At 39.2% G+C, this 25,483-nt stretch carries 24 protein-coding genes; 8 read left to right on the top strand and 16 right to left on the bottom strand.

All coding sequences use genetic code 11. The annotated features are described in order from the left end of the window. Positions 1–43 precede the first annotated feature (43 nt). On the bottom strand, positions 44–1,672 hold the full coding sequence (gene panP / locus B5G52_RS15200) for a pyridoxal-dependent aspartate 1-decarboxylase PanP (protein WP_087533493.1): 1,629 nt from the start codon (positions 1,670–1,672) through the stop codon (positions 44–46). A gap of 268 nt (positions 1,673–1,940) precedes the next feature. Between panP and B5G52_RS15195 the strand changes: the two genes are divergently transcribed. Beyond that, positions 1,941–3,878 (top strand): EAL domain-containing protein, encoded by a 1,938-nt coding sequence (locus B5G52_RS15195; RefSeq protein WP_087533492.1) that lies wholly within the window; start codon positions 1,941–1,943, stop codon positions 3,876–3,878. Here B5G52_RS15195 and B5G52_RS15190 read toward each other — a convergent pair. From B5G52_RS15190 to mpl, 5 genes are read right to left on the bottom strand one after another with little or no spacing between them, the layout of a single operon-like run. Next, complete coding sequence (locus B5G52_RS15190) at positions 3,808–4,476, bottom strand: tRNA (guanosine(46)-N(7))-methyltransferase TrmB (protein WP_087533491.1); 669 nt, start codon at positions 4,474–4,476, stop codon at positions 3,808–3,810. The genes B5G52_RS15195 and B5G52_RS15190 overlap by 71 nt on opposite strands. Then, positions 4,476–5,243, bottom strand: coding sequence for an ABC transporter permease (locus B5G52_RS15185; protein ID WP_087533490.1), 768 nt, complete (start codon positions 5,241–5,243; stop codon positions 4,476–4,478). Before B5G52_RS15185 ends, B5G52_RS15190 begins: the two co-directional genes overlap by 1 nt. After that, positions 5,244–6,173 (bottom strand): ABC transporter ATP-binding protein, encoded by a 930-nt coding sequence (locus B5G52_RS15180; RefSeq protein WP_087533489.1) that lies wholly within the window; start codon positions 6,171–6,173, stop codon positions 5,244–5,246. It lies immediately after the preceding gene. Beyond that, a complete protein-coding gene (locus B5G52_RS15175; RefSeq protein WP_087533488.1) occupies positions 6,170–6,793 on the bottom strand; it encodes a flavin prenyltransferase UbiX in 624 nt (207 codons plus the stop codon). Before B5G52_RS15175 ends, B5G52_RS15180 begins: the two co-directional genes overlap by 4 nt. Before the next feature lie 19 nt (positions 6,794–6,812). Then, positions 6,813–8,162, bottom strand: coding sequence for a UDP-N-acetylmuramate:L-alanyl-gamma-D-glutamyl-meso-diaminopimelate ligase (gene mpl / locus B5G52_RS15170; RefSeq protein WP_087533487.1), 1,350 nt, complete (start codon positions 8,160–8,162; stop codon positions 6,813–6,815). Positions 8,163–8,736: 574 nt separating this feature from the next. On the opposite strand from mpl, the gene B5G52_RS15165 reads away from it, so the two are divergent. After that, positions 8,737–11,640 carry a TonB-dependent siderophore receptor gene (locus tag B5G52_RS15165; protein ID WP_087533486.1) on the top strand — a complete coding sequence of 968 codons (2,904 nt, stop codon included), beginning with the start codon at positions 8,737–8,739 and terminating at the stop codon, positions 11,638–11,640. 71 nt (positions 11,641–11,711) lie between these two features. Here the strand turns inward: B5G52_RS15165 and B5G52_RS15160 are convergent, their stop codons facing one another. The 5 genes from B5G52_RS15160 to folB all read right to left on the bottom strand — a co-directional run bounded on the left by B5G52_RS15160 (position 11,712) and on the right by folB (position 18,435). Continuing rightward, on the bottom strand, positions 11,712–12,797 hold the full coding sequence (locus B5G52_RS15160; protein ID WP_087533485.1) for a hypothetical protein: 1,086 nt from the start codon (positions 12,795–12,797) through the stop codon (positions 11,712–11,714). 57 nt (positions 12,798–12,854) lie between these two features. Continuing rightward, the gene (locus B5G52_RS15155) at positions 12,855–16,502 is read right to left on the bottom strand and encodes a hypothetical protein (RefSeq protein ID WP_087533484.1); all 3,648 of its coding nucleotides are present in this window, start codon (positions 16,500–16,502) and stop codon (positions 12,855–12,857) included. Between the two features lie 283 nt (positions 16,503–16,785). Next, positions 16,786–17,589, bottom strand: coding sequence for an undecaprenyl-diphosphate phosphatase (locus B5G52_RS15150; RefSeq protein ID WP_087533483.1), 804 nt, complete (start codon positions 17,587–17,589; stop codon positions 16,786–16,788). Next, positions 17,586–18,074: a 2-amino-4-hydroxy-6-hydroxymethyldihydropteridine diphosphokinase gene (gene folK, locus B5G52_RS15145; protein WP_087533482.1), complete on the bottom strand. Its 489-nt coding sequence runs from the start codon at positions 18,072–18,074 to the stop codon at positions 17,586–17,588. The genes B5G52_RS15150 and folK overlap by 4 nt, the downstream gene beginning before the upstream one ends. Before the next feature lies 1 nt (position 18,075). Continuing rightward, positions 18,076–18,435, bottom strand: a complete 360-nt coding sequence (folB, locus tag B5G52_RS15140; RefSeq protein WP_087533481.1) for a dihydroneopterin aldolase — start codon at positions 18,433–18,435, stop codon at positions 18,076–18,078. Between the two features lie 238 nt (positions 18,436–18,673). Between folB and plsY the strand changes: the two genes are divergently transcribed. Beyond that, positions 18,674–19,291, top strand: a complete 618-nt coding sequence (gene plsY / locus B5G52_RS15135) for a glycerol-3-phosphate 1-O-acyltransferase PlsY (protein ID WP_087533480.1) — start codon at positions 18,674–18,676, stop codon at positions 19,289–19,291. Here plsY and tsaD read toward each other — a convergent pair. Genes tsaD through B5G52_RS15120 form a run of 3 tightly spaced genes read right to left on the bottom strand, consistent with a single transcriptional unit; the run spans position 19,288 to position 21,242 of the window. Next, positions 19,288–20,301 carry a tRNA (adenosine(37)-N6)-threonylcarbamoyltransferase complex transferase subunit TsaD gene (gene tsaD, locus B5G52_RS15130; protein WP_087533479.1) on the bottom strand — a complete coding sequence of 338 codons (1,014 nt, stop codon included), beginning with the start codon at positions 20,299–20,301 and terminating at the stop codon, positions 19,288–19,290. The two genes, plsY and tsaD, sit on opposite strands and share 4 nt — an antisense overlap. A gap of 28 nt (positions 20,302–20,329) precedes the next feature. Continuing rightward, on the bottom strand, positions 20,330–20,920 hold the full coding sequence (locus B5G52_RS15125; protein ID WP_087533478.1) for a YjaG family protein: 591 nt from the start codon (positions 20,918–20,920) through the stop codon (positions 20,330–20,332). Next, positions 20,913–21,242, bottom strand: a complete 330-nt coding sequence (locus B5G52_RS15120; RefSeq protein WP_087533477.1) for a DUF2007 domain-containing protein — start codon at positions 21,240–21,242, stop codon at positions 20,913–20,915. Before B5G52_RS15120 ends, B5G52_RS15125 begins: the two co-directional genes overlap by 8 nt. Before the next feature lie 99 nt (positions 21,243–21,341). Here B5G52_RS15120 and B5G52_RS15115 point away from each other — a divergent pair, with 99 nt between their 5' ends. The 5 genes from B5G52_RS15115 to B5G52_RS15105 all read left to right on the top strand — a co-directional run bounded on the left by B5G52_RS15115 (position 21,342) and on the right by B5G52_RS15105 (position 24,011). Continuing rightward, positions 21,342–21,749: a DUF2721 domain-containing protein gene (locus B5G52_RS15115; RefSeq protein WP_087533476.1), complete on the top strand. Its 408-nt coding sequence runs from the start codon at positions 21,342–21,344 to the stop codon at positions 21,747–21,749. Between the two features lie 95 nt (positions 21,750–21,844). Continuing rightward, on the top strand, positions 21,845–21,991 hold the full coding sequence (locus tag B5G52_RS22215; protein ID WP_217896191.1) for a hypothetical protein: 147 nt from the start codon (positions 21,845–21,847) through the stop codon (positions 21,989–21,991). Positions 21,992–22,094: 103 nt separating this feature from the next. Continuing rightward, entirely contained in the window at positions 22,095–22,256 is a 162-nt protein-coding gene (locus B5G52_RS22090) for a hypothetical protein (protein ID WP_176372561.1), read from the top strand. 128 nt (positions 22,257–22,384) lie between these two features. Next, complete coding sequence (locus B5G52_RS15110; RefSeq protein WP_087533475.1) at positions 22,385–23,272, top strand: LysR family transcriptional regulator; 888 nt, start codon at positions 22,385–22,387, stop codon at positions 23,270–23,272. A gap of 118 nt (positions 23,273–23,390) precedes the next feature. Further along, a complete protein-coding gene (locus tag B5G52_RS15105; protein WP_087533474.1) occupies positions 23,391–24,011 on the top strand; it encodes a 2OG-Fe(II) oxygenase in 621 nt (206 codons plus the stop codon). A 24-nt stretch (positions 24,012–24,035) separates the two neighbouring features. On the opposite strand, the gene ubiA is transcribed toward B5G52_RS15105, so the two are convergent. Both ubiA and B5G52_RS15095 read right to left on the bottom strand, forming a co-directional pair. Further along, a complete protein-coding gene (gene ubiA, locus B5G52_RS15100) occupies positions 24,036–24,914 on the bottom strand; it encodes a 4-hydroxybenzoate octaprenyltransferase (protein ID WP_087533473.1) in 879 nt (292 codons plus the stop codon). After that, the gene (locus tag B5G52_RS15095) at positions 24,911–25,456 is read right to left on the bottom strand and encodes a chorismate lyase (RefSeq protein ID WP_087533544.1); all 546 of its coding nucleotides are present in this window, start codon (positions 25,454–25,456) and stop codon (positions 24,911–24,913) included. Before B5G52_RS15095 ends, ubiA begins: the two co-directional genes overlap by 4 nt. Positions 25,457–25,483: the final 27 nt, after the last annotated feature.

The following is a 25,483-nucleotide window of genomic DNA, read 5'->3' as shown; positions in this document are numbered from 1 at the left end:
AAGCTGTGGTGTTTCTTTTTAGTAAAGTAACACCACTAAACTACTAATCCATATATTTAGCTAAGAACTTTTTAAATACGGGGTCTGTTTTAGCGAGCTCTTTTTGCTCAGCTAAAATCTCTTTTAAAATGGCTTCTGAGGTCAATGGGTTTGCCAGCACTACACGAAATACCACAGTTGGTTGGTGGTCGTACTTTGCAGGAGTAAGGCGAGTACGTGATACAAAAGAGCGTCCAGCTTCACGTTGACGTTTTTGCATACTCGCAGTAAATCGATTTAACGAGGCATAAATTTCTAAGCGAGTCTGTTCATCAGCTTGTGCGATCTTTTGCTGAATTTGCTTAGGTACGTAACGGTATGTCAGCAAACACAGTTCAGGCGCTGATATTAACTCAAAATCTTCATCAGCATTTACTAGATCAGCAAAGTAACGTGCTTTTTCAATCCCTTTATCTATCAATATCTCGTAGCCTTTACGGCCAATAACACGTAAGCAGGCATGTACTAACATCGCCATACCTGGCCGGCTACCTTCGAGTGTGTGACTGCCTAAGTCTTTTGAGCCTTTACGTAAGATGTATTCTGCATGATGCTCAATTGCATCGGTTGCCGCTGGATCTTTAAATAAAACCAGTCCGGCGCCCATTGGCACATACATTTGTTTATGGGCATCGATGGTGATTGAATCTGCCCGTTCAATCCCTTTTAGTAAAGGACGGTACGTATCAGATAATAAAGTGGCTCCGCCCCACGCAGCATCAACATGAAAGTGGCAACCAAGTTCTTGACTTAAATCAGCCATATCATCGAGCGGATCAATGCTGCCAGTTTCAGTTGTGCCTGCTACGCCGACAATCGCCATCACTTTAATACCTTGTGCTTCAAGCTCATTTGCTTTGTCGCGCATTGCCCCGATATCAACTTTATTATTACTGGCTGTTTTAATAGCGATAAAGTTGTCACGACCTATCCCCAGTAAATCAGCTGATTTCCCTAACGAATAATGGCCACGTTCAGAAACCAGTACAGCAAGTCCTTTATAGCCATAATGTAGCATGGCACTTATTAAGCCTTGTGCACCAATACCTTTAAACTCACCGTCGGCCTTCAACAGTCGATTTCGAGCAATCCATAAAGCAGTAATATTCGCAACCGTACCACCAGAGCAAAACGCGCCCAATGACGTTTTAGCACTGTGCATCCACTTACTATAAAAAGCATCATTTTGGCCATACGCAAGATGATGCATCATGCCAAGTACTTGGCGCTCTAATGGGGTGAATGCTTTTGACGTTTCTATTTTTACTAGGTTTTGGTTAAGGCCAACCATGAGCTTTGATAGCGGTAATACAAAGTGTGGTAAAGCAGACGTCATATGCCCGATAAAGCTAGGCGCAGCAGTATGCACCGAATGAGCAACAAGTTGATCCATAATGTCCTGCGCATAAGCAGAAACAAACGTGGGATCTTCAGGGATCACTGCCGATTGAAAATCTTTTTCAATTTCATGCAATGGCTTTTCTATTGCCGCTATATTTTCATTCAAAAAGCCAGCCAAGTTACTCGAAATCTCAAGCTCGATTTTACTCAATGTTGAGTCAGGGGCTTCTGGTACAGTAAATATACGCATCAGCGTTTCTTTAGAGGCGACGGCACTACGCTTTTGATCCATCTTGATACCCAGTAAATGCAGTTTTTCACAATCTTAATACCCAAATAGACTAACATTCGATAAGTAAGGCAAACTGCAGTGTTGCTACGAAATGCGCTAACTTTACTGCAATATAGTATAAATGTCTCGTATTAAGCCATAAAAGCCAACAATTGCATGACAGATTAATGATAAATTGATTAATTATTTACCTCGCTAAAGACTAATTATATATAGTCGCCGTCAAATTTTTTTGTATAATGTCCACGTCAATATATAAGGGACTAACATGATAAGTGCAAGTTTGAGGACAAACTGGATAATTGCGGGCTTTTTGGTTTTTCTAATTAGTTTGCTTAGCTATGTTTATTATACTTATCATACTACGCGTGCAGATATCATGCGCCAAGTTGATGCCCGTTTACTCAATGCTGCAGTCAGCGTAAAGCACATATTAGGAAATGAGTACCACGACCAAATAAACGCAGGGGTTTTAATCCCTCATTCAATGTATCAACTAAAAAGTCGCCAGTTGTCTGAGTTTGCCAACGCACTGGATGTTGCCTATGTGTATTCAATGGTATTAAAAGATTCCAATGTACACTTCAGCGCGTCTAGCTATACACAAGAAGACCAAAACAGCGGCAAAGTAACACAGTTCCTTGATTTATACCCAGAAGCCACCAAAGCTAATATAAGCGCTTTTTATTCCACCGAACCGGTGTTTGAAACATCCAAAGATCAATGGGGTCATTTCAAAAGTATATTCGTGCCGTACGTTGATAAAAACGGTCATACCTATTTAACCGGTGCTGATATCACAATCTACGATTTAAACGAGCAACTGAGCGAGAGTGTTTCTAAAGCGGCAGCCCTTGCTAGCTTCTTCTTTTTTATTGCGTTGCTGGTAGCAGGCATTTATATCTATTTACTTAAACGTGCTTTATCTACTGATAGCAGCAGCGGTTACGCAAATCACATAGCACTTGATTACTATATAAAACAATCATCGACCTCTCACATGCAAGTTGCAGTTATTTGGGTAAATGAAATAGAAGACATTAATAGTTTTTATGGTACAGAAGTGGGTGACAAAGTAATGAAATGCCTCCTAGAACACTTTGCATTACGTCGCCCAGCTAGCAGTAAAATCTTTCGCTTAGCAACGAATAAAATAGTCTTGATTGCCCCTTTTGATGAAGAACACACGGGGTTTAGCGATCTTATTCAAAATTATAATTGTAGCACTCCATTACTAACCGACCCCTTTATTTACATTACATTATGTGCAGGTATAGCCAGTGGTAATAAAGCCATGCTTCTTGAGAATGCGCACATTGCTGCGCTACAAGCTAAGCAAGGCCGATTCAATGTTGTGAACTACTCAATCGCATTACATGATGTTAAAAATCAATACCAATATAATGTAGAAATGGCAAAGGATGTGCGAGAAGCGTTTGAAAATAATCGCATAGTGCCTTATTTTCAACCTGTTTATGACTATGAAAACAACTCAATTATACAATACGAATGCCTAGCACGTATGATCACTTGTCATGGCGAGATATTACTGCCCGATGCATTTTTAAATGTAGTAAACCGCTCTCGTATGGATGGTATGTTAACCAGAACCATGCTTAATCAATGCTTTGAGCGATTTAGAAAAACAAGTATCTGCTGGAGTATAAATATCACAGCACAAGACATGCTAGATCCAAGCTTAACAGAGTTCTTAGCAGACGAGCTTAAACGCTACCCACAGCCAAGCAATATTACTCTCGAATTATTAGAAACCGAAGCAATCGCGAACTTCTCCGAAGTGAAAACATTTATAAGTATGGTTAAACAGCGTGGTGTAAAAGTGATCATTGATGATTTTGGTACTGGTTACTCTAATATCTCCAATGTTTTAAAGCTCGACGTAGACGGTATAAAGTTAGATGGTTCTTTAATACGACAAATTATTAACGACCAAGATATTTACCTTTATATTGAACATATTGCTAGTTTCGCAAAACAACTAAATTTACATGTTATTGCAGAGTGCGTTGAAAGTAAGCCGATAGTCAACGCACTAATAAAAGCAAAGGTAAACTTAATGCAAGGACACTACTTTGCCTGTGCGGCTCCGCAGATATCTCCCCACACGCAGATCGTTAATCCAAATCGATTACTAGCCGGTGACTCTGTTGACCACTCGCCCAATATTTACGCTCAAACGGAGTGATTGCTTCTTCGCTTTCATACAGTTCAACCTGTGTCTCTTGCCCTGCCAAATAAAGAGCATGAGCGAATTCTTTGACATATATATCCCAATTACTGCGCACTTCTAATCGGCCACCTAATTTAACAATAAATGGAAATATTGCAGCGCCATGCCAACGACGCTGAATATGTTTCGCTTTAGGCCAAGGGTTTGGATAAAGTAAATAGTGATGTGTTGGCTGCCAATTAGCTGCCACAGCTAAACGCCAAAAATCGTTTAAGTCAGCCTGCACTAAAATATAGTGGCCTGAGTCAGTCTGCTTGTATTCAACTTCATGTTTATCCAAACGGTGTGATGATTTGTCTATACCGATAACTAACGCATCAGGGTGACGCTTAGCTAAGTTAGCTGTGCTCTCACCCACCCCACAACAAGAATCTAAAATAAGCGGGCCTGTAAAAGCCTGTACCTCTTCATTTACTTGATCAAATGCTGTTTGTGTATGTGCTGCAATAGGTTTTTTAAACTGCGCTGTTAAATGCTTATTGACTATTTCATCCAGCTTATCATGTAAGCCATCTTGGTTTGATACAATACTACGTGAATTTGCATCACTCATCAGTGTCTAAGCCCCACACCTTTTTTAATTAACGTCAATGCTAATGTAAATAAGGCTGTAATAAATAAAAATAACACACCAAATGCAACTGATAAATCAACATCTGACACACCTAAAAAACCATACCTAAAGGCATTAACCATGTAAATTATTGGATTAACCTGCGATACACCTTGCCAAAAATCAGGCAACAAAGTAATTGAATAAAACACCCCTCCCAAGTAGGTCAGTGGCGTTAAAATAAACGTAGGAATAATGCTTATATCATCAAAGCTATTTGCATAAATTGCATTTATTAATCCACCTAATGCAAACACTGCCGAGGTTAAAGTCACAGTCGCGATAATAACAAAAATGTTATGAATTTGAATATCAACAAACAACAAGGATACACAAGTAACAATTAAGCCTACCAACATGCCTCGCGTCATCCCGCCACCCATATAACCAAGTACAATAATATAATTAGGTACAGGTGCAACGAGTAGCTCTTCAATACTTTTTTGAAATTTTGTAGAGTAAAAGCTGGATGCCACATTAGAATATGAATTAGTGATCACCGACATCATAATAAGGCCAGGTACAATGAACTCCATATAACTAAACCCACCCATATCACCAATACGAGAGCCGATTAAGTTACCAAAAATAACAAAATACAAACTCATTGTAATAGCAGGTGGTACGAGTGTTTGAACCCAAATACGCAAAAAGCGGATACATTCTTTTATCCATAAACTCTTTAAGGCTACGCCGTATTTAAACATCTACTTCTCCCGCCCTTGCTCTAGTAAACCAACAAACAATTCTTCTAACCTATTTGCCTTATTTCGCATACTTAATACTGTATTACCTTGCTCAGTAAGTGCTGAAAATACGGCATTTAAGCCTTGTGCTTTCGCAACTTCAACTTCAATTGTATGATCATCAACCATAGAGAACTGATAGCCATCTAGGGTCACCGCCTGCACAGGCTGCTTTAAGTCCAGAATAAAGGTTTCTTTATCCAGTTTGGCTAACAAAGCTTTAATTGTAGTATTTTCAACGATGATTCCCGAGTCAATAATTGCGATGTTTTTACACAATAATTCAGCTTCTTCAAGGTAATGAGTAGTCAGTATAATCGTCACCCCTTGCTCGTTAATTTGCCTTAAAAAATCCCACATGGAGCGGCGAAGCTCAATATCAACACCAGCCGTTGGTTCATCTAAAATAAGTAACTTAGGTTCGTGCATTAGTGCGCGAGCAATCATTAAGCGACGTTTCATTCCACCCGATAATGTGCGCGCTTGTTTATCTTTTTTATCAAGTAAGCCCAGCTGCGTCAGGTATTTATCGGCTCGCTCATGGGCTAATTTACGAGGAACACCGTAATAACCTGCTTGATTTACCAATATTTGAGTCAGAGTTTCAAATTGGCTAAAATTAAACTCTTGTGGCACTAAACCTAGCTCTGATTTAGCCGCTTCTAAATGGGTATCAATATTATGACCAAATACTTCAACTTCACCTGCGGTTTTATTTACTAATGAAGAAATAACCCCTATTGTTGTTGATTTACCAGCGCCATTGGGACCAAGCAGTGCAAAAAAATCGCCTTTTTGTACTTCTAAATCAATGTTTTTTACTGCTTCTACACCATTTTTATAAACCTTATTCAGGCCTTTAATGTTTAACGCTATTGTCTGTTTGCTCACTTTTTACCTTCCCCATAACCCCAGCGTTTAGTGAGGGTATGCTCAATGTTTAAATGATCTAAAATCCGTGCCACCATAAAATCAACTAAGTCACTTATTGACTCCGGTTGATGATAAAAACCCGGCGCTGCTGGCATAATTGTAACCCCTAACCGAGCAAGTTTAAGCATATTCTCTAAATGAATTTCACTAAATGGGGTTTCTCGTGGCACTAAAATAAGCTGTCCACGCTCTTTAATAACCACATCAGCAGCACGCTCTAGTAAATTATCAGATGCACCTACTGCAATCGCTGAAACCGAGCCTGCGCTACATGGGCAAACAATCATTTTTTTCGGTGCCGCAGAGCCTGACGCAACCGGGCTAAACCAGTTATCTTTACCAAATACTTGTAGTTGCTCAGGTTGCGCATTAAAAAGTGTGCATAATTGCTCGGTGGCTTTGTCTTCATTAGCTGAGAGCTTAATATTTGACTCAGTATCAAGCACCACACGTGCTGCACTTGATATCAATACATACACTCTAAATTGTTGTGCTAAAAGCACTTCAAGCAACCGTAAGCCATAAGGGGCACCTGACGCCCCGCTAAACGCAAGAGTGATGGTTTCTTTATATTGCACTGTGGCTCTCTCTTTAAATTTAATTAAACTTATCAGTTAAATGGCTAATCAATAGCTCGTGTAAACCATTAAACCCACCATTACTCATAATTAAAATATGCTGATGCGGGCGCACTTTATCAACCACTTGAGTCACTATTTCGTCAGTACTGGATAAGCAGTTCATTCCCGCTTGCTGCGCTTGCTCATTCAAAGACCAGCTCAGATTGTCAGGTTCAAATAAATAAACCTCATCGGCATCAACTAATGATGCTAATAATGTATGTTGATGAACGCCCATTTTCATTGTGTTAGAGCGCGGCTCTAAAATAGCGATAATCTTATCATTACCTACTTTAGCACGCAGGCCCGCAAGCGTGGTTTTAATTGCCGTTGGGTGGTGGGCAAAATCATCATAAACCTTAATATCAGCAATATCCGCTTTAAGTTCCATTCGCCTTTTTGGACTAATAAACTGTGCTAAAGCTGCAATACTGTGCTCCATTGCAATGCCCACGTGACGCGCCGCAGCAATAGCCATAATGGCATTTTTAACATTATGCACACCAATTACTTGCCACTTAACAGTCCCTACAGACTCGCCATTAAGCAAAACGCTAAACTCACTGCCATCAGACTTAAGTAAGTTATAATTCCAATCACTACCAAGCGTTTCACTTTCGCTCCAACAGCCTTGATTAATGACCTCAGTTAAAGCCTGTTCATCATTGGGCCAAATTACTTTACCTGTACTTGGTAGTGTACGCATCAAATGATGAAATTGTTTTATTATTGCATTCAAATCGTCGAATATGTCAGCGTGATCAAATTCTAAATTATTCAAAATCAGTGTACGCGGCAGGTAATGTACAAACTTACTGCGTTTATCAAAAAATGCAGTGTCGTATTCATCTGCTTCAATAACAAAAAACGGGGTGTCACCGACTCGGGCTGACATTCCAAAATTTTGTACAATTCCACCTATTAAAAACCCTGGTTTCAAACCGGCATATTCGAGTATCCAAGCAAGCATACTTGCTGTTGTGGTTTTACCATGAGTCCCCGCTACAGCTAACACCCATGAATCTTGTAGTAAGTTATGTTTTAACCACTCTGGACCTGATGTATAAGGTAAGCCTTTATCTAACACATACTCTACACACGGATTACCACGACTCATCGCGTTCCCTATGACAACCATATCTGGCGCAGGCTCTAGTTGAGAAATCCCATAGCCTTGAGTAAGTGTGATACCAAGCTCTTCAAGCTGGGTACTCATTGGGGGATATACGTTTTGATCTGAGCCAGTAACTGTGTGACCTAATGATTTAGCTATCGCGGCAATGCCACCCATAAAAGTGCCGCAAATACCTAAAATATGAATATGCATGTCTATTCCTTTGCTGCACTAGTTATAAGCAGCATTGTTTTTATTACCTGCCATAATGCCAAAATTAGCAGCTAGTTGCCATTGCCATATCGCATTACAGTTTTGCAAAAAATCAGCTAATTAAGCAGCTTATTGCAAAAAGTTCCATGCCACTTGTCTAACTGGTGACAAAACAAACACCACTTTTTATACAAAATTAACATTAGTGCCGATTTAAACCACTAAAATATTTATATTTAATTTAAATAAAGTTAATAACAGGAATAAAAAAACACTAAAAAACAATCTAAACAGGACGTTGTAAATATATAATTACATAATTTTACCTTAAATATCATATTGATACCAATATATATTCAAAACAAAAACAAAGCACACATTATTGAAACAACATACACATTACCATTTTTTAAGACTCTTATTAGGTACTATGTTAAAACGTAGCGCTAAATTACATCTGGTTACATTGTCTGCCATTTATTTAACTTCTTAAGTTAAAAGTGCCTACCTTGATAACTAGTTAGTTCAATCATGCTTTAACTCCTAGTTGAAGCTTGTCGAAATTAAAGGTGTTATGTTGAAAAAATTAAATCTTATCGCAACAGCCGTAAACGCAGTTTTAGTGACAACTGCATTTAGTGCATTAAATACATTTGCACAGTCAACGACTGAAACGAAACCCGTTGAACGCATTCAAGTTACCGGCTCAAAAATAAAACGCTTTAACCTAACGTCTCCAACCCCTGTTACTGTGATCAGTGGTGTTGAGATGGAAAACCAAGGTATAACTAACGTCAATGATTTACTTGCAGAAATGCCACAGGCAACAGTTGGCCTTTCTCCGGAAACAACAACTAACACTATTTATGCGTCAGGCCTTAACACTACGGACCTTCGTGGTTTAGGTTCAGAGCGAACTTTAGTGCTTGTAAATGGGCGCCGTTTTGTACCTGGTTCTGTGGGTGATACAGCAGTTGATTTAAACAACATTCCTACCACAATGATTGAACGTATCGAGATAGCTACAGGTGGTGCAGCAGCCGTTTACGGCGCAGATGCAGTAGCTGGTGTGGTAAATATAATTACTAAAAAATCAATGGATGGGATTGAACTTGATGTCTCTACCGTACGTCCAGAGCAAAGTGGTGGCGAGCAAAACAACTTCTCAATTACTGGCGGTATGGAAGGCGATAAACTCTCTTTTATTGCCTCATTTAATTACACTGAAAACAAAAGTTATGGCAAGCTGAGCCGTGATTTCTACCGCAACCCTGTAAACTCATACGCAAACCCGGCAAATAAAAGTGGTAGTGATGGCATCCCTTCACGGGTTGTTTTAGGTCAGCCGACAGGCCTTGCTTATTACTCAGAGGGTGGCGACTTCTTCGCTAAAGACTCACTTAAAGATAATGGTTACGACAATCATCACTACACCTTTGATGCAAATGGCAACCTAAAACCGTTTGACTATGGCTTGGGGCGCATTCCTAATCCAGGTGTTGGAAGCGATGCGTCAAACTACTTTCAAGATAATCAAAATCAAGGCGATGGTGTTTTTGGCCACGGCTATAAAGATTACTTTCAAACGCCATTAGAAAGAATAATTGCTTCTGCGTACGGCACATATGAACTCAATGACGACCACGCTTTAACCTTTGATTTCACCTATTCAAATACAGAAGCCACAACAGAGAGCTCACCTTCTTTTTTTCGCCATACGATACGTCGCGACAATGCGTTTATTAAAAACGATATGGCTAAAGTAATGGACGACAATGAGCTTACAGAGGTAACACTTCGCCAAGCTAATGAAAACTTATGGGGCGACCGTGCATATAACCAAGAGCGTGAGGTATTTCGTACCTCAATCGGCGCTGAAGGTATTTTAAACGATGACTGGGGCTACTCTGCTTACGCACAATTTGGCCGCATCGAGCAAAACACTCTTTGGACTGGCGAAGTATTAACACAAAACTTAGCTAACTCTATTGATGCCGTTGAATACCAAGGTAATGTAGTGTGTGCCAAGCGTAATGAAAACGGCGATGTTATAGGTGCTATTGAAGGTTGTACACCATTTAACACAATGGGCGCGACGTCAGCAACACAAGCACAGTTAGACTATATAGCGACTGATGCAACACGTTTTGCTAAGCACGACCAAGCCGTGTTTGCTGTTACTGTAGATGGCGCCTTATTTGAACTACCAGCAGGATATGTTGCTGCGGCCTTCACTGCTGAACACCGCAGAGAATCAGCGATCACTAGGCCATCTGAAAACATGGAAAAAGGCCTTATCTTTGGTAACTCAAGTTCACCGATGGACGGCGAAATAGATGTAAACGAACTTTCAGCTGAAATTTCAATTCCATTATTAGAAGAAACCTTCCTAACAACAGATTTAACCCTTGAAACAGCGTTCCGTTATATGGATTATTCGGTTACAGGTGAAGATAATGCTTGGAAGATAGCTTTAAATTGGGGCGTCACTGATGAGTTACGCGTACGTTTAAATCGTTCAAAATCAGTACGCGCTCCTAACTTAGGTGATTTATTTACTCCTAACTCAAAAACGTTCAGCTCAGGACGTGCTGATGTATGTAGAGCTGATTCTATCGCTGAGTCAGGCAGCAAATATAAAGATAACGTAATCAAAAACTGTCAAGCTGCAGGACTGCCTCAAGGTTGGATGCCTTCTGAAGAGTGGTTAGCAGGAGGTAGTTTACCGGGTTATATTCAAGGTAACCAAGACCTTAAAAATGAAACGTCAAACGATTACACAATCGGTGTTATTTACACTCCAGAGTTTATTGAAGGATTAGATTTAACTCTTGATTATTGGTCATTTGAAATTGATGATGCTATTGAATATTATGGCCGAGATAATGTTAAGCTTTGTTATGAATCAACATCACTAGACAATCTATTCTGTAACAACGTGGAGCGAGACCCTCAAACAGGAGAGATAACAAACTTCTACAATCGACCTATCAATGCCGCAACTGTAGCAATTAAAGGTATCGATGTTGAATCTGCATACCGTACAGAGTTGTTCTCTGGTGATTTGGCATTAAAACTAACAGCAACCTATTTAATAGAGGACAATAATAACTCTACAGGTCGTGCTGAAGACTTTAGAAGTGATGTAGGCGAAACAGCTTCACCTCGCTGGAAGGGCCGCTTTAATGCTGTTTATTCACAGGATGACTCTGCTTATGTATTAACAATGAATTATCGCCATGCAACTGTTAATGACAACGACTGGACCATTGAAGACAATAACTACAATGATATCCCGTCTTACACAACATTTGATTTCATGTACAAAACTTATCTAATGGATGAGCTACAGTTACGTGTTGGTGTTAACAACATATTCGACCGTGAGCCGCCACGTAACCCGTTCACTTACGACGATGGTGAGTTCTTTGATGTTAAAGGCCGTCGCTTATCGTTAGGCGCTAAATATACTTTCTAATAAAGCTTGTATTTAATTGCTTATAAAACGGCTCAGTTCATTGAACTGAGCCGTTTATTTTTAACCAGCGACTAGAACAGCCAATTTACCTGCATATTTAACGATAATTGCATCGCTTTGTTTGGGTTCAACTTATCCATCGCCATCTCAAGTTTAAAAAAATCAATTTCATAACCTAACTGAGGCGTTAAATTAATTGGATCAAGCATTAACGCAAACTTGCCTTTTTTGTAAGAAAACTGAGCACCTATCTGCATAAAGTTAATATCACCTTGGCGTGATAAGTTTAACGCATAGTCAATTTTTTCATGATGGTAGGTAAACGCTAAAGCTATTTGTTCTGGTATTTTAAATTTATGCTTGCTTTGCCCCTCAAAACCTTTGAGCAAAGGTCTAAAGCTATTAAATCCTTGATTATCAATAAAGCTACCCTTGGTGTTTATATCTGCTGATGTATAACCTACATTATCAACACTAAAGCGATTGTAAATATCTATCAGATCAGCACGTACAGTTAGGTTATCTAATACATTCATTTCAGCAAATAAGTCGACTGAATAACCCTTGCCTTTACTATCCCAACTACCTTCATTAGGGCGTTTTAAAAAGTTGTTATGCGTGTAGTACTCTTCATAATTAAGGTCGCCTAATAAACTATTATCAGCCCTTCCTTGCACATTACCCGAAACAACAGAGTGACGAAAATAATTAACTCGCCAATAGCTGCCTTTAATGCCAATCAATAAAGCATCACTAAACTCATAGCTATAGCCCGCAGCAAACCCTTTGCTCCTATTTGCAAAGTAATCAAGCTTCACCTTGTAGTTCTCTTTATCTAGTAATGGAATATCATTCTGTTCTTGATAATAGCCTAAAGCAGTATCAGCATGACTTTTAACAAAATAATCTAGGCGCTGTTCGATATGAAAGGTAAAGCCTTCTAGACTTGAGTGTTGATAGCTTACGCCTAGCTTTGTTTGCGAGAAGCCCTTATCAGCATCTGGCTGAGGTTTGCTCTGCCAGTCATCATCGACTACCGCCAACACCGGTGAGATATTACTAAAACTATTAGAATCAACATATACAGACACTTTTTGCTGAGCATTACAATGCAATGCCATTAAACCTAAGCAGCTTAGGAGTGTATTTTTTATCATTTATTATTTCTTTTATAAAAAAGGCCTGCAAGAGCAGGCCTTGAACTTCATGCAAAATTATAATGTTTCAACAGTTCCATTTTCATAAACAATGAGCACCAACGAATCACGCTTAACAATTTCAGCTGCTTTTTCATCACCGACCATAATTGTGCCGAGTACTTGCTGCTCTGCTTCTTCATCATCTGACTCAGCTAAAACTAGCTTAACGTTTTCAGCATTCGTCGCTGATAAAGTTTCAAGTTTAGTGTCATAGCTTACAATAAAGCTGCGTTGTTTATCACTGTCTGGCAGTAAATATTTAACATCAAGTGCTAATTTACCTTGCTCAAGTTCAGTACGTTCACCTGTTAAATTTAGCTCAAGGTTGTATTCTCCCACCTCAACCTGTACATTTAACGCCGCATTTACGTCTAAGAAAGTTTCTTCATTTTCAACATTAGAACCAAGTTCTGGTTGGGCTAAATACATATCAATCGTATAAGTACCATCAGCAGACCATTGCATGTGCTCAGGTTGTGTAAAATCAGCAGCAACACGGCCTAAACCATCAACGTAACTGTAAAAAGTCCGTGCTTTAAACTGCTGTGAAGGCTCCTCCCCCGGGTTAATAGGCACAGGGTTATCACTTCGATAACTATTCAAACCAGATATAAATGCATCATCAACAGTAAAACTATCGATGCTCTCACTCGTTATACCAAAACGCGAAAAATCCCACGATGTATCGATAAAATCATCAACAGTAGAGTAGCTTCCACAATCATACCCTTGTTCTTCAATGCTAATTACTGAACCATCGTAATCCAAATACTCACCAGATCCATTAATTCTAAAAAAATCAATCTGCTTACAGGCAAGGTAATCAACTAGAGAATCATTGTCAGAGTCGATAGGCATCAAGCTTACAAAATTTCCCCAATTCCAATCATCAGCCTGATGGTAATATTCAGCATTTAAATTTTGTCCCAGTGCTACCTCATGACTGCTGACCTTGAGAGTTTGACGCTCATCGAGCTCTCCACTATTATCTTTTATCTCATTACTTATAGAAAAGCTGTTGACGTCAGCCCTATCAATAGTAATAACCTGAGTAGTACCACCTTCGACTATAGCTTCTAAATTAGTAGCATCATCGCTAACGGTAATAACAAGTTGGCCATTTAAAAGTGGTGAAACTAAGTAGCCATCTACCATAAATGACTCACCCGCTTTTACTTTGTCCAACACATCTTCAGTATTAAACCTAAAGTCTCCGGTATCCTTCAGTGATGCAGAGTAACCGCTTTCAAATACACCATAGTAATACGAACTTATTGAGCCGGGGTCAACTGAAGTACCAATACTTAGCCACTCTTGAGCTTCTTCTAAAGAATAGAACCAACCGTTATTTTGATACGGTATGTCAGCTATATTTACTTGCTCTCCCTCGCTATTGGTAAGCACACCTTGGTTGAAATCTGAGAAATAATCAAAGTTTGCCATCAAGTTATAAACGCCGTCGCTCTCATTATATTCGATGTATTCAATCCACGAGTATTGAGTATCGCTAACAATATTATTCTGGTTAAACATATAATATTGACGTTCACCAGAGTTATAAGCTTCTCGATTAAATGTACCTTGGAAGTAACCTTCGATATCCGTTGTTCTACTCGCTGCGATTTTCCAATTACCAGAGCTTTCGGCTGTTTTGGTGTAAACATACTGAGTGAGCGTTTCATCGTTATTAATAGACAGATTTAACTCAGTATCCGCTTCATTAATAGTCACTTGTGCAATATCTTCATACATTTCACCAAAGCCTTTAAGTTCTGGCGGTGTATATGTTTCAAGATCTTTAATATTAACGGTTGCAGTGGCTTTTACAAATTCACCTTCTAGAGACGAAAACTCACCACTTAAGCTCGCCATTTTAGGTAGCACAAGCGTATCTTGCTCAAGCGTGTAATCCCAAGCTGTTTGTTCCCAACCATTCAATGACTCTGCACTATAAACTTTTAACGGCAATAATTCAGCGGTTAGAGCACCTGTAAAACTAATAGGGTTTACTACAGTGTCTGTAGCCTTTTGCGCGAGTGTAACACTCAGCTGTAGCTCCCCTTTGGTTGGCTCTGCATTAACATCACCACTTTCAATTTGGCTTCGCGTAACAGTACGATCTAAGTTAAGTGTTGCGTGACTACCTTCTCCAATTGTTAATGCTACAGCGTCATTCTCAGCCATACCTGACAACAACAATTGATACTGCGTATTTTCTGCTAATGCGTTAATAGCAACATCAAGGGTTAACTTCTCGGCTCCAGCTTGTGCATCAACACTAAAAACAAGGTTTTCTTCATCGATAGTTACACTACCTGTACCTGCTGTACTTAAGTAATCCGCTAAATCAAATACCGTACCTGTTACTTCTTCGTTTTCAAGCTGTTGATGAATATCTGTCACGGCTTCAATAACATCACTTAAAAGAGCAAAGCTATCACCTTGTTCTGCAACCATGTCACCGGCAGCTTCGACGAGATTTACAAATTGCTCCCCCTGCGACTCAAAGTGTTCTCCCGATGAATTTGTTACATCAAATAAATTAGCAAATAAGCGAATATCATTCACCATAGCGCTTGCTTTTGCTATCGCATCACCTTGAGTTTCATCGCTAACATTACCTTTAATACGACCGTCATCACCCGCTTGGGTTATTTTCACTTGAATTTCGTTAGCTATATTAGTCGCAATTTGCTCTAAGTCATCTAAGTGTTCAACTAACGAAGGGTCCTCTGCAATGACTTCTATAAGCTGCGTTAATGCCTGCTCAGAGCCGTTGAGAACATCTTCAATTGAAAGTTCAAACTCATCGTCATCATCTGCATCAGCAGAAACTAACATTCCGCCATTTGCTGCAACCATATCATCTATCGCGAACTTTAATTTAGCACTCAGAGAAAGATCAGGCTCTTCAATGTATAAAGCATGAGCAATACCTGCGTTGATTAAGGCATAACGCATTGCGTTTGTATTTTCTTGATCAAATAAAGAAGAAGGCGTTTCAATTGCACCTGGCGTAAGTGAGTTCAAGGCTCCAACCAATCCAAAAGTATTTGCTATCTCTGATTGTGCATCTGAAATTGTTTGTTCTGATACATCACCACGGCTTTCAGCTAACGCAGTTGCCATATGAGTTAATGGTGTTATATTTGCTGTATCTTGGGTATCAGCTGAGTCACTGCTAACAGATAAGATACTGGTTAACGAAAACTCAGGATCTTGTAGTGTAAGATTAACGTTTTCACCGAATTTAATAGCAACGTCATCAGCACCAACCCCACAACCTGTTGGTGCATCACACACCATAATTGTCGGCGAGCCTGCATCGCTACTTACAGACAGTTCAACCTTAACAACGCCCTGAATATCATTAAGCGTAACTAGGTATTGTCCGTTTTCATCAGTAACTAAGCTTGAATCCCCTAATTCTTCATCAGTTAACTCAACAGCACTGCCTTCTACGTACTTATAGAAAGTAAGCTGTGCATTTTTTAATGTGCCTTTAGATGCCACCCCATTAATTTGTGCCTCACTGACCGTCGGTGTTTCTGGATCTGTGACTACAGGAGGATTGGTAACTTCACTATTATCATCTGAAGAACCACCGCAACCGGCTAAAACCGTAAGTACACTTAACACTAGAATTGATTGTTTAAATTCCATCTTTGTCCCTTTTAATCAAATTATTATTTTTAAAATCCTAATAATCATAGCTGGAAAAAATAATAAAAACAGCAACGCTTTTATCTTAACGCTAACTGAACGAAGAAAAAAGAAATGGAATAAGGAGGCTTACGTGAAATTTTTTAACTAAATACAGCTGGAGAACTAATTAAATAAAGGCTTCAAGAAAATCCGACAGGATAATCTTGAAACCCAATCACATAATAAATAAACGTTACTACGTAATTTAACTATTTTTTTCTCATATAATTTAAAATTTATTTCAGAGACTCAAGAAAAGAATCAATCCAGCGCCTAATAATAAACGGTAAATGACAAATGGCATCATGCCCATGCGTTCAATGATTTTCAAGAAAAAGTAAATACAGGCATACGCAGATACAAAAGATAAACCTGCACCTAACAAAATTGCTTGCCAGTCAATAGCTTCACCTGCTGTGAACAGTTTGTAGGTATAGTAAGAGCCAGCAGCAGCAATAACAGGGATAGACATTAGAAATGAAAAGCGTGCTGCACTTTGCTTATTTAGCCCTAATAATAAACCAACCGTTATTGTTATCCCTGAGCGTGATGTACCAGGAAAAACCATCGCAATAACTTGTGAAAAACCTAATAATAACGCGCTCACTAAATTGAGTTGATAGATGTTCTTTACCTGTTTTGCTTTTACATCTGCATACCAAAGTAATAAACCAAATACGATCGTAGAAGTGGCTATTACCCATGCATTTCGAGAATAACTTTCTACAAAGTCTTTAAAGAAATAACCAATAACAAGCGCTGGAATAGTCGCTGCAATAATCCACCAGCCTAGTTTACTGTCATCTGTTGCACCTTGTGCTCCAAACGATTTAAACCACGCACCAAGTATATCGACAACTTCTTTTCTAAAATAAATGACAACAGCGATTAATGTACCAACGTGTACTGCGACATCAAATGCCAAACCTTGATCTTGCCAGCCTAAGATTTGTGAAGGAAGAATTAAGTGGGCTGAACTTGAAATAGGTAAAAACTCAGTCAGTCCTTGGATCAGGGCTAAAACAATAATTTCTATAATACTCATGGGTTAGTAAACTCCACCTTCCATAGTTTTTGATTAGGGTTATTATATTCATTCCATAGCTGCGCAATCGTCTTCTTTGCGACTGGGTGAATAAAATGAGGGGCTATTTCTGCCAATGGTTGTAGCACAAATGCATTTTTTGTTATTTCATCTCGAGGTAACTGTGCTGGCGAGTCGCAAATTACATCATTATAAAATAATAAATCAAGATCTAAGGTGCGCGGGCTAAACTTTTTATCGTTGAGCTTGCGACCATTATCTCGTTCAATTTTTTTCAATAACAAACACAACTGTTCAAGCGGCATTTCTGTTTGAGTACCAACAACAGAATTATAAAAGTTACTACCTGAAAAGCCAACAGCTTCACTTTCAAATACACTTGAATGCTCAAGCTCGGTAAAGTGCTCTTTTAAGGTGGTAAGTGCTTGGCGAAAATAATGCTCTTTATTCACGTTAGAGCCAAGGCTAATATAAATCTGTGCCATGCTAGTTAGTGGCCTTTTCTCGCGTAATTTGCACACCAACAGTGTGTGCTTGGGCTACCGCAGCTGGCTTGCTCACTTTTATTGTAACCTCTGAGGTATTGAACTCGGCTAAAATAATGACTGCAAGTTGTTCGACTAGCGTTTCTAAAAGCTCTACAGGCTTTGCTGTTGTATGCGCAATAACTCGTTCGCTTACTTTGGCATAATCTAAGGCTAAATTGATATCATCACTTTGAGCTGCAGGTTTTATATCGCAGAGCATTTCTATATCGAAATATAAACTCTGTTTGGTTTCTTTTTCAAAATCGTACACGCCAATGATAGTCTCAACATGTAGTTGCGATATAAAAACTTTATCCATAACTGCTCCAACTTGAAAAATTTAAACTCAATTGACGAGTTTTACCCACTATAATTAACTTTTATAGTGTTTATACACTTTAACTATGTTTTATTATGTAAAAATTAACCATACAATAGTCAGTGGGTACAAAAACAACTGCTCTATTGTTGAACATAAAAGTATGCAATGTTATTTTGCCCTCGATATTTGCGGCCAATGATAGCCGAAAAAGCGCGATTAAAAAATAAGGAAGCGTGTGATAGCTGTTTTAATGTTAGTTTTAGCCTACTTACTAGGGTCGATTTCATCGGCTATTCTAGTGTCACGGCTGTTTAAACTACCAGATCCACGCACTAATGGTTCAAATAACCCTGGCGCTACCAATGTCTACCGTTTAGGCGGTAGTTTTCCCGCTTGTTTAGTCCTAGTATTCGATATTCTTAAAGGCACTATACCTGTATGGGCCGCATACTTTTTAAAACTTGACCCGCTTATGCTAGGTTTGATAGGTGTAAGTGCTTGTTTAGGCCATATGTTCCCGGTGTTTTTTCGTTTTAAAGGCGGTAAAGCCGTTGCCACTGCATTTGGAACTTTGTTACCAATTGGCCTTTCTTTAGGTGGGCTGCTAATATCGACTTGGGTGGCAGTTGTTGCAATTACTCGCTACTCGTCGCTCGGAGCGCTGATTGCAGTTTCCTTAGCGCCTTTGTACACATGGTGGATTAAGCCACTCTATACCTTGCCTGTGACATTTTTAACTGTACTTATAATTATTCGCCATCATGGTAATATAAAACGTCTTTTCAGTGGAGATGAACCAAAAGTTGGTGATAAAAAGAAACCACCAACTCAGGATAACAATAGCACTAGTTAAATCGCTTCTAAGCTATCTATAGGCCAACGCGGTTTTGTTTTCATATCGAGACTAGCAAATTGTCCAGCTTTTAAGCGCTGCATACCGGCATAAGCTATCATCGCACCGTTATCAGTACAAAACTCTGTACGTGGATAATATACTCGCCCCTTCATACCTTGCATTACCCGCTCAAGCTGTGCGCGTAGCTCCACGTTTGCGCTTACACCACCTGCGATCACAAGACGCTTAATTCCTGTTTGTTTCAGCGCACGTTTACATTTGATCACTAACGTGTCAATCACAGCGGTTTGAAATGCATGGGCAATATCAGCTTTGGTTTGCTCATCGCTATCATTATCACGAATCGTGATAGCAGCAGCCGTTTTTAAACCACTAAAGCTAAAATCAAGGCCTGGCTTGTCAGTCATTGGGCGTGGGAAAATAAATCGTTTAGGCTCGCCTTGCTCCGCCAGTTTAGCTAAACGAGGACCACCAGGGTAATCCAAGCCTAGAAGTTTTGCTGTTTTATCAAATGCTTCACCTGCGGCATCATCAACAGACTCACCAAGCACTTCATATTGACCTATGCCTTCGACTTTCACCATCATGGTATGACCACCTGAGACTAACAACGCGATAAATGGAAAGTCTGGTACATCTTCTTCTAGCATTGGCGCCAGTAAATGCCCTTCCATATGATGCACTGCGACAGCAGGAATATTCCAACCATAAGCAAGTGAACGTCCAATAGAAGTGCCAACCAACAGAGCCCCTACCAGCCCAGGCCCTGCTGTGTAGGCTATCCCATCAATATCATCTGCAGTACAGCCCGCTTGTGCAAATGCAGCATCAATCAATGGTAGGGTTTTACGAACATGATCGCGTGACGCAAGTTCAGGAACCACCCCACCATAATCAGCGTGCACTTTTACCTGACTATACAACTGGTGCGCCAGCAATCCTTGTTCGTCATCATAGATTGCAATTCCTGTTTCATCACATGATGACTCAATGCCTAAAATTCGCACTGCTTTTTCTCCTACCGATAAATTCGTGTTATAGCGCTAAACCAATATTTGTTTGACCATCTGCAATAGCATGTTGTTTCAGTTCTTTAACACTCTGTGATGTGACACGGCCCATTTGCTCGACAAAATCGATCATTTCACTAAGCACTTCAATTTCATATTGCATTAAAGGGTGTTCGCGTACTGTTTTATTATCGGCAACTACCCCCTCAACTGTCAGTTGATATTCAATAAAACGAGCAACGGTTGCTTGTGATATCTTGCTTATACTGACAAATTCACTATCATTTTGGGCAATTAAACCGTGCATTAACCCAAGTAAAGCCGTTGCCGCATCGATCGCGGGATATGTACCAAACATATCAAAATCGGCAAGTTCGGGGACATTAGGTTCAATTTTTTCGATTTGTTTTTCTAAATCAATTTTACTTTTAGGGAGCAGAATTTTTTCCCAGCACACATTCAGTGCACTACGAAGCGTCGCTTCATCACCAAACCCAGTCGCTTCACTAAACAAACCATAGTTTGGTAGCATGCGCTCAATTAATGCAGCCGCTAATACGGCTTGTTGTAAATAATTAAGCTCTCGAATACGCTGAAAATTATTCGCTTTAGTCATTCTTAGGAGTCCTACAAGACCAACAAATTTCAAATGTTGGCCCATTATGCTCATTACAGTTGGGGCATACCCAATCCAGAGCAGATTGCTGTTCTTGGCTATAGTTTAACAATATTTCACGCGCATGGCGCTCTTTTATCGCATAAACCTGTACACGAACTTCTGTTTGAGCAATGGGAATTTCACCTACTGCGCTTTGTAATGACTCGCCTAACAATTGGCAGTTTATTTCGTTCCCTATTAGCAGCCCTTTCACTATATTTGCTTCAACAGCATCTGCAGCGCTATAAACCGTTATCCAACGAAATGGTTCATTGTTCATAATTTCATTTCCTATTTATTATATGAATGAACTCTTTTACTTTGTAATTAAACTCCCCTAATCTATTCTAAGCGAAGTATTTGTTATTTAGGAATAATCATGACACTAACCACCCCAGGCTTACTTTTTCCTGCTATCTCATTATTACTATTGGCTTATACAAACCGATTTTTAGTATTAGCGCAATTAATTCGGGAATTAAATGCGCGAGAGGGTGAAACTATACGACCACTTGTTGTTGCGCAGATCACCAACCTAAGAAAGCGTATAAAGCTCATTAGAACCATGCAAGTATATGGCGTAGCATCATTTTTAATGTGTACTATTTCAATGTTTGCATTATTTATTGAGTTTAAAACCACAGGCGTTATTTTATTTGGTATTAGTCTAGGTTGTTTAGCTTTATCGCTTTTAACTTCTTTATATGAAATACACATATCATGCGATGCCATAGAAATTGAACTCAAAAACATTGAAAAAAAACCATTAAGTGATAAAGCAGACTAACTATCAGGCAATAACCCTTTTGGTGAAGTATTAAACGAAGGGGATTTATGCGACAGACTTTTTATTTTCAGACGAGACTGTAATTGAGCCACAAAGTGAATACGCAACAGTCATTTTGGCATATTCTTATTGTCGACAATGGTGCAAGTATAGCCACCAAGTCACCAAGTCACCAAGTCACCAAGTCAGTTTTATCTGGTTTTAAATTTGAAAGCGGACCACTTCGCTTTCACCAAACCTAAAAAGTAAAAGAACTATTACAACAACATAATGACATCTCTCGGGTTAATTGATGTTGTGATGAAAAAAACCATGCTGGACTCGCTCTGAAAAAATTTAATCGCGATGACAGCAATAATCATTAAAGTGTCTTCGATGGCTGAATCAGTGATCATTATTATCGTGCTTTCATTAATAAAAGAGCAACGCACAAAGCAGCTTTCCCCTAAAATTGTTGATATATCCATCAACAACTTAGCACTTTTTTTTGAGTTTAATCAACGTTAACCTGACTAAAGTTGTAATATTTTTGTAAAAAGAGACTTTTCAAATTAGGTACAATACATTACTATCTGTTAAGATAATTTCAACTATGCTCGCACTCGTGCGACTTACTTATACAAAGGACTATAAAAGTGAGATTTGAACAATTAGAACAGTTTGTTGCATTAGGCCAACTTAGACACTTTCGCCAAGCGGCCGAAACCACTAAAATAAGCACTTCAGCGCTAACACGTAGCATTCAAACCCTTGAAGATGAAGTTGGCTATCAATTAGTTAAACGCTCTACTCGCTCAGTTAAACTTACTGCCGAGGGTGAATTATTTTTAGATTATGCACAAAATACCCTATCAGCTTTAGAAGCGACCAAAAAAAGCTTATTTCAATCATTCAACGACTGCTCAAGCGAGAAGTTGATAATTGGTTATACGACTAAGGCAAGCGCAATTGTACCTGTATCATGTGGCCAATTTTTAGCACAATACCCGCATGTAAAAATAGAAATGCAGTTACAAGAACAAAGTGAGTTACTTCGTAAGTTGCAACTAGGTGAAATTGATATTAGTGTTTGCTCACAAGCTGTAAATAGTATTGGTACTGATATACACCTACCTGATCAACTAATTTTATTTGTGGCTAAAAGCCATCCATTAGCCAAAAAAAGTGATATCAGCAAGCAAGACCTTATCGACTTCCCAATGTATGGCTGTTTTTCGCAATCAAAGCAAATTCAAACTATGCTTAACGAAGCAATTGATGGTTTAAATAAAGCTTCAAGTATTAAAGTTGGTAGTATTGAACAAGTAATGGACGGCTTGTGCAAATCGAACCACTTTGCCATTGCAAGCATTGAACATGCAAATACAGTTGCTGAGCATTCAGATCTCGTGCAGTTAAAAACAAATAAAGACTTAGCTCATGAGCAGCTGATTGTGCAAACTAGTCAGCAAGTATCCCCTGGGGAGCACATAAACCAGCTCTTGTCCTTAATAGAAAAGACAGCGCTGTCGGTTAGTGAGTAAGGTTGATATTGAAAGCCTGATTTATTCAGGCTTTTTTTGTTTTAAGTCCGAAATAAAAAGCTCGCTTTAAATAAATATTAAGCTAAACTAGCGCACCTCCCTATACTTAGTATATAAAATGAACGCTCATTTCATTTCTGAAATCTATTTAGATGATATTGAAAGCCGTGGCTATACCATTATAAATAATGCTCTATCTAAAAGTTTAACTGCAAAATTGATGCTTGATTGCTATCGCATTAACCCCGAATTTAGTGTCGCTGGCATTGGCCGTAAACATGACTTACACGTCAATAAAACTGTTCGCAAAGACAAAACATTTTGGTTTGATGACAGTAGCCAAGCACAACTAGATTATTTAGCATTAATGGCAAAGATGAGAGTCGTACTCAACCGGAGTTTCTTTTTAGGTTTATTTGATTACGAATGCCATTATGCTAAATACCAACAAGGTGATTTTTATAAAAAACACTATGATGCCTTTAAAGGCCGCTCTAACCGAGTTTTTACCACAGTATTTTATTTGAATACACCTGACTCTGGTGGTGAATTAATAATATACAAACCTAAGAGTAAACAAGTCGAAGTGTGTATTAAGCCACAGGCTGGCACACTTGTTATGTTTGAAAGCGAGCGCTTTATGCATGAAGTGTCACCTGCAGGTGATGATCGCTATTCCATAGCTGGTTGGTTCAGGATGAATGCCTCTATTAGTGGCGTGATTGATCCGCCGCGCTAGTAAACTAAACACAAGCGATGAAATTTACAAGTTTAGGGGTAAGGACGCCACTAAACCAACAAAAATGACTAAACCAACGTAATGGTTATTTAAAAATGCCTTAAAGCATTGAGCACGTTCACGAGAATGAATCAAAACCTGCTGATAAGCTAAAAATCCAGATGCGATCACTATGCTAAGCCAATACGGTGTATCAAGTTGCTCACTCCAACCGATGTAACAAAGTAAAGCTATAAAACTGCCATTAAGACACAAGATGATTGCTCTATCTGCTTGACCAAACAAAATTGCTGTTGACTTTACCCCGATTTTTAAATCGTCATCTCTATCAACCATGGCATACATCGTATCGTAAGCCACAGTCCAAATAACATTGGCCATAAACAGCAACCAAGCAGAGGCAGGCACATGACCGCTTGCAGCCATATATGCCATTGGAATAGCCCAACTAAACGCAGCACCTAATACCACCTGTGGTAAATTAGTAAAACGCTTCATAAAAGGGTAACTAAAAGCTAAAAACAGCGCACCGACAGATAGCACGATGGTTTGCCAGCTGAGTAATAACACAAGTCCAAATGCAATTAATATCAAAAATACAAATAAGCTAAGAGCTTCTCCACTAGTAACAAGTCCTGCAGCCAATGGCCGCTGTGCAGTGCGTTTAACAGAGCCATCAATTTTACGATCGGCATAATCATTGATCACACACCCTGCACTGCGCATAACAAACACACCCAAGCTAAACACTATAAAGTTTAATAAGCTTGGTACACCACCACTTGCGAGCCATAAAGCCCAGTAAGTTGGCCACAACAACAAAAGCGTGCCAATTGGCTTATCGGTGCGCATTAGTTGTTTGTAGTGTGCAATGTTCGCAGTTTTTAATGCAGCTAATGTCATTGGTAAATAAACGCCTTAGGTAAAAAGATTTCACACACTAAAAAGCGACTTTGCGCTAAAGAAAATATACTACGCCGCCCCCATAATGGACTTACACAATCAAGAGGTTGCTCAGCCAACTGTTGTACTGGGTGATACTGATCAAAACATGCAATTTCAATCTCCGTGCGTTTTAAATCAGGGTCGCGAAAAATCACATCACCTAATGGCTTATTGCCAAGCTCAAGTAATTGTTGTTGTTGCATACTTTGAGAAACAGGTAACCAACTTTGAGCATAAACCATAGGGTGGCCATTACACCAAAGTAACACTTCACGGTTAATACCTTGCGATAAATGACAATCAAGTAATTGCTGTTGCTGTAGGCTTAAAATAAAACGCTTTTCACTCAATACTTGAACAGAGAAATCACGACCATGGCTTTTAAGTTTAGCCGTCAGAGAATTTGGCTCAAGCAGCCAGTTTTGTTCTTGCTGTGAAAGTGAGGTAACCGTATTACCACGTTGCCAATTAGCTGTTAGGGAAAGAGGAAATGTAATCACAATAGCTCTATTTAATAAAAACCGAGT

This window comes from Pseudoalteromonas sp. A601 (assembly GCF_002165575.1).
Taxonomy (GTDB): domain Bacteria; phylum Pseudomonadota; class Gammaproteobacteria; order Enterobacterales; family Alteromonadaceae; genus Pseudoalteromonas.
Note: the sequence above shows the minus strand (reverse complement) of the source record. Positions and strands in the feature narration are given on the sequence as shown.

Bases quoted from the DNA above. Each gene is read 5' to 3' on its own strand.
- folK (WP_087533482.1), bottom strand. From the start codon at position 18,074: ATGGCACAGATTTATATTAGCCTTGGCTCTAACGTGAATAAAGAGCAT.
- B5G52_RS15190 (WP_087533491.1), bottom strand. From the start codon at position 4,476: ATGAGTGATGCAAATTCACGTAGTATTGTATCAAACCAAGATGGCTTA.
- B5G52_RS15165 (WP_087533486.1), top strand. From the start codon at position 8,737: ATGTTGAAAAAATTAAATCTTATCGCAACAGCCGTAAACGCAGTTTTA.
- B5G52_RS15160 (WP_087533485.1), bottom strand. From the start codon at position 12,797: ATGATAAAAAATACACTCCTAAGCTGCTTAGGTTTAATGGCATTGCAT.
- panP (WP_087533493.1), bottom strand. From the start codon at position 1,672: ATGGATCAAAAGCGTAGTGCCGTCGCCTCTAAAGAAACGCTGATGCGT.
- B5G52_RS15150 (WP_087533483.1), bottom strand. From the start codon at position 17,589: ATGAGTATTATAGAAATTATTGTTTTAGCCCTGATCCAAGGACTGACT.
- B5G52_RS15185 (WP_087533490.1), bottom strand. From the start codon at position 5,243: ATGTTTAAATACGGCGTAGCCTTAAAGAGTTTATGGATAAAAGAATGT.
- ubiA (WP_087533473.1), bottom strand. From the start codon at position 24,914: ATGACATTAGCTGCATTAAAAACTGCGAACATTGCACACTACAAACAA.
- B5G52_RS15195 (WP_087533492.1), top strand. From the start codon at position 1,941: ATGATAAGTGCAAGTTTGAGGACAAACTGGATAATTGCGGGCTTTTTG.
- mpl (WP_087533487.1), bottom strand. From the start codon at position 8,162: ATGCATATTCATATTTTAGGTATTTGCGGCACTTTTATGGGTGGCATT.
- B5G52_RS15155 (WP_087533484.1), bottom strand. From the start codon at position 16,502: ATGGAATTTAAACAATCAATTCTAGTGTTAAGTGTACTTACGGTTTTA.
- B5G52_RS15105 (WP_087533474.1), top strand. From the start codon at position 23,391: ATGAACGCTCATTTCATTTCTGAAATCTATTTAGATGATATTGAAAGC.
- folB (WP_087533481.1), bottom strand. From the start codon at position 18,435: ATGGATAAAGTTTTTATATCGCAACTACATGTTGAGACTATCATTGGC.
- B5G52_RS22090 (WP_176372561.1), top strand. From the start codon at position 22,095: ATGACAGCAATAATCATTAAAGTGTCTTCGATGGCTGAATCAGTGATC.
- B5G52_RS15115 (WP_087533476.1), top strand. From the start codon at position 21,342: ATGACACTAACCACCCCAGGCTTACTTTTTCCTGCTATCTCATTATTA.
- B5G52_RS15125 (WP_087533478.1), bottom strand. From the start codon at position 20,920: ATGACTAAAGCGAATAATTTTCAGCGTATTCGAGAGCTTAATTATTTA.
- B5G52_RS15120 (WP_087533477.1), bottom strand. From the start codon at position 21,242: ATGAACAATGAACCATTTCGTTGGATAACGGTTTATAGCGCTGCAGAT.